The following is a 4,350-nucleotide window of genomic DNA, read 5'->3' on the forward strand; positions in this document are numbered from 1 at the left end:
TCGAGCAGGGCGTAGGCCGCGCGACGAACGCCCCTGTCTTGATGGATGACCAGCCCCTGAATCTCCGGTCCGGCTTCAGAGGTTGCAACCTCGTGGAGCATCTCGAGCAGGTTCGCCTTGTGGTCGGCGACCTCGGTGCCGAGCGCACCTTCGAGGAAGGTCTTCTCGAGGTTCTTGTCAGGGAGCATGCGCCGCAGCAGGTCGAAGGCCAGCTTGCGCGCCCGCAGGTCGCGCGAAGTGGTGACCACGCCCAGAAGGGGCTCGATGGCGTGCTCTCCCTTGCTGGCGTACTCGCGGCAGGCTGCAATGATCTTGATCTGATCGCCGGACTCGAGGTCACTGGCCAGAACCCCCCAGTCGCTGCTGAGGCTGTTGAGCAGAACCAGGTCGACGTACTTGGCGGCCTCGACCTGAAACCGGATAACCTCCTGGCGCGCCGCACGGACCCAGTCCTCCGCGGCCAGTGGCAGGCTGGGCACCGGCCCCGCCAGGTTCATGTTGCGCCCCTCGGCAGCCCCTGATTCGTGCACGCCCTGCCCCGCGTCAGCCATCGAGTGATCCCTCTCCGCGCCATCGATATCGCAGCCGTGCGGCCCTCTCTCAAGGGGCTCGCCCGTGCATCTGTCGATTACGCGCGCTCCAAGACCAAATCCTGCCCGGGAGCCGTCGGAACGAAGCCGGCCGAAACCGCCTCGAGACCGCGACTCACGGCGCAACGGCGCGGAACACGATGGGGCGATGGTGGTAGATGCCGCTCCATCGCGTCTCCACCCAGGCATCGAAGCGCCCGGGTGACGCAGCAAACCACTTCAGTCGGGTTCTGAACTCCCCATTCTCACCGATCTTCACCGGGACCAGGAGCAGCTGGCCCGAGGAATACTCTGTAGAGTCGAACGAGACGCGCACGTTGCGAGGCACCCAGATCGCCAGCTCGGCCTGCCGGGCCTCTCCGCTGTCGATCGGGTGGCGCACCGCGCCCTGCACCGTGGTGGGGTGCCACTCGAGCGCTCGCCCCGCGCACTCGTTCACCATCGCCGCGGCGGGAGCGGATCGCTCGTCGGAGACGACGTTGGTGTCGAGGGCCAGCTTCACCTGATCGACCATGTCACGCACATTGGGAACGAGGCCGGCGGTCTTCACCGAAGAAGGGCTGTAGTAGCTCTTGCCCGTGAGCAGGCCCACCGAGAAGATGACCGCGAACATGGCCGCCACCAGCCCGTAGAAAGGCTTGACCGAATAGGTCGGACGAGGGCGTTCCGACGGGGCGGCGCGCATTCCCAGCGGAGGCGCGCCTCGCACGAGAGCGGGAGCCGAGCCCGCAGCGACGGGTGCAAGCGGCTGCGCGGCCACCGGTTGCGAAGGTGCAGCGTCTTCGCCCGCCTGTGCATCTGCGAGCATCTCCGGCGCAAGCGGTACATCGCGCTCTGCCTCCCACCGCTTCATGACCCGCGCGGTGAAGTCAGCCGACGGCCCAGGGACGGGCAAGGCGCGCAGGCCTGCCACGAGCGTGCGCAGGAGCGCGAGCTGATCGCTGCACGCCGCGCATGCCAGCAGGTGTGCGTCGACAGTCTCACGCTCGCCCATCGAGAGCTCACGTTCGAGGTACGCGGAGAGGTCTTGTCTGGCCTGTTCGCAGTTCAGACGGATTCACTCCTCTTCGTGCCGTGCGCCGAAGCGGCAGGGCGGATTCGGACATACGAAGCCCGAGACCGCGGGCTTGTTCCGGAAATTCCTACTCGTGACCAAACCGTCACAACTGCCCCCATCACCCAAGAAGCTCCGACTTGCTGCCGAGGCGCTCGCGCATGAAGGCACGCCCGCGATGCAGCCGCGACTTCACCGTTCCCATGGGCAGCCCGAGCATGCTGGCGATCTCTTCGTATGAGTACCCCAGCACGTCGTAGAGGGCGACCACCTGCCGAAAATCTTCAGGAACCTGGGCGAGCACCTTCTGAAGAACGTCGGCCAGCTCTTTGCGCAGCAAGGTGTCGCCTTCGTTCCAGAGCGGGGTCGGCTGCTGCTCCGCGCCCCCCGGCTGGGCCTCGAGGGAGGTGGATGGACGGCGCGACGCGCGTCGCCTGGCATCGCGGAACGTGTTGAGAACCACGACGTAGATCCATGAGGTCAGCGACGAGCGCCCCTTGAAGTTGGCGATGCCCTTGAGCACGTTGATCATGGCGTCTTGCGCGAGATCATCGGCGTCGGCGGCATTGCCGGTGAGAGAGTACGCCAGGCGGTACACATAGCGCTGATAGCGCTCGACGAGCAGGGCGATGGCCGCCTCGTCGCGCGCCTGGCAGCGTTCGATGAGCGCCTGGTCGGTCACGCCGTCAGCCGCAGTGCCACCGGGGCCTGCATCCGGGGAGAGATCGCTCACGTCACCCTTCTTCACTCTCGTATCTTGCCTTCAGCTCATTGACGATGGCGGCGTCAGCGAGTGTCGTGGTGTCGCCGACGACGCGGCCCTCCGCGATGTCGCGAAGGAGCCTGCGCATGATCTTCCCGCTCCGGGTCTTGGGAAGATCGTGGGTGAAGTGGATCTCCTGCGGACGCGCGATGGCGCCGATCTTTGCCGCGACGTGGGCTTTGAGGACGTCGACCCGCTCGTTCGAGGGGGAGACCCCCTGCTTCAACGTGACGAAGGCGCAGATGCTCTGTCCCTTGAGCTCGTGCTGACGTCCGATGACAGCCGCCTCGGCCACGTCTGGATGATCGACGAGCGCACTCTCCACCTCCATGGTCGAGATGCGATGGCCGGCCACGTTCATGACATCGTCGACGCGACCCAGCAGCCAGAAGCAGCCATCGGCGTCCTGCTTGGCGCCATCGCCGGTGAAGTAGCGCCCCGGAAAGCGGGTCCAGTACTGCTGGCGATACCGCTCCATGTCGCCGTGGATGCCTCGCGTCATGGCGGGCCAGGGCCGGTTCAGCACGAGATAGCCGGCCTTGGTGCCCGGCTCGATGGCATCGCCGTTGTTGTCGACGATCTGGGCGTCGATGCCCGGCAGGGGGAACGTGGCCGATCCGGGGCGCGTCTCGGTGATGCCCGGAAGGGGGCTGATGAGGATCATGCCGGTCTCGGTCTGCCACCAGGTGTCGACGATGGGGCAGCGCTCCCGCCCCACGTTCTGGTGGTACCACATCCAGGCCTCGGGATTGATGGGTTCCCCCACGCTTCCCAGGAGCCGCAGCGACGAGAGATCACGTCGCTCGAGCCAGCTCGTGCCCCAGGCCATGAAGGCGCGAATGGCTGTGGGCGCCGTGTAGAAGATCGTAACCCCGTACTTCTCGATGATGCGCCAGAAGCGATCTTTCTCGGGCCAGTCGGGCGCCCCCTCGTACATGACCTGGGTGGCACCGTTGGCCAGCGGCCCATACACAACGTAGGAGTGGCCGGTGATCCAGCCGATGTCGGCGGTGCACCAGTACACGTCGTCATCCTTGATGTCGAAGACCCACCGATGCGTGGAGGCAGTTCCCACCAGATAGCCACCCGTGGTGTGAACGATGCCTTTGGGCTTGCCGGTGGTGCCAGAGGTGTAGAGCAGGAAGAGGCGATCCTCGGCGTCCATGGGCTCGGGCGCGCACCCGCGAGGCGCGTCGTCCATGATGCGGTGGTACCAGTGATCGCGCCCCTCTCGCACCTGGATGGGCGCGAGGTCGCCCACGCGCCGGACGATGACCACGGTGTGCACGTCCGGGCACCCCTCGAGCGCCTCATCGAGGTTTCGCTTGAGAGGAACCACCGCCCCCCGGCGATAGGCGGCGTCACAGCACACCACCACCTTCGAACCGGCATCGATGATGCGATCGCGAACGGCCTCGGCCGCAAATCCGCCGAACACCACGTTGTGGACCGCCCCCAGACGGGCGCACGCCAGCATGGCGATGGCGAGCTCGGGCACCAGGCCCATGTACATCGTCACCGTGTCGCCCTTGCACACCCCCATCTCACGCAGGCGCCCGGCGAATCGCTCGACGTCGCGGAGCAGATCGCCATAGGTGAGAACGCGCTCCTCGCCCGCCTCTCCCTCCCAGATGATGGCGGCCTTGTTGCGCCGCCAGGTGCGCGCGTGGCGGTCGACGCAGTTCACCGAGATGTTGAGCTTGCCGCCCTTGAACCACGCGACCTGCGGCGGGTTCCACTCGAGGACGCGCGTCCAGGGGCGCATCCACTCGAACTGCCGGGCCTGCTCGGCCCAGAACCCTTCGAGGTCGGCCCGAGCCCGCTCGTAGAGGGAGGTGTCCGGAACGTTGGCCTGCGCGGCGAACGCCGGCGTCGGGGCGAATCGACGGGTCTCCTCGAGCAGGGCGGAGATTGCGGCAGGTTCTTCCATCGACATTCGGGGC

General features: G+C 66.5%; 3 protein-coding genes and 1 pseudogene. All 4 read right to left on the reverse strand.

What is annotated here, in order from left to right:
- The coding region (locus EB084_20545) for a hypothetical protein (GenBank protein NDD30657.1) at positions 1 to 551 on the reverse strand (551 nt) is incomplete at its 3' end.
- Between the two features lie 922 nt (positions 552 to 1,473).
- A pseudogene (locus EB084_20550) lies at positions 1,474 to 1,641 on the reverse strand (zf-HC2 domain-containing protein).
- A gap of 124 nt (positions 1,642 to 1,765) precedes the next feature.
- Positions 1,766 to 2,392, reverse strand: coding sequence for a sigma-70 family RNA polymerase sigma factor (locus EB084_20555; protein ID NDD30658.1), 627 nt, complete (start codon positions 2,390 to 2,392; stop codon positions 1,766 to 1,768).
- The gene (gene acs / locus EB084_20560) at positions 2,379 to 4,337 is read right to left on the reverse strand and encodes an acetate--CoA ligase (protein ID NDD30659.1); all 1,959 of its coding nucleotides are present in this window, start codon (positions 4,335 to 4,337) and stop codon (positions 2,379 to 2,381) included. Before acs ends, EB084_20555 begins: the two co-directional genes overlap by 14 nt.
- Positions 4,338 to 4,350: the final 13 nt, after the last annotated feature.

The organism is Pseudomonadota bacterium (assembly GCA_010028905.1).
Lineage (GTDB): Bacteria > Vulcanimicrobiota > Xenobia > RGZZ01 > RGZZ01 > RGZZ01.

Excerpts from the sequence above, each read along its gene's own strand:
- acs (NDD30659.1), bottom strand. The coding sequence starts at position 4,337 with ATGGAAGAACCTGCCGCAATCTCCGCCCTGCTCGAGGAGACCCGTCGA.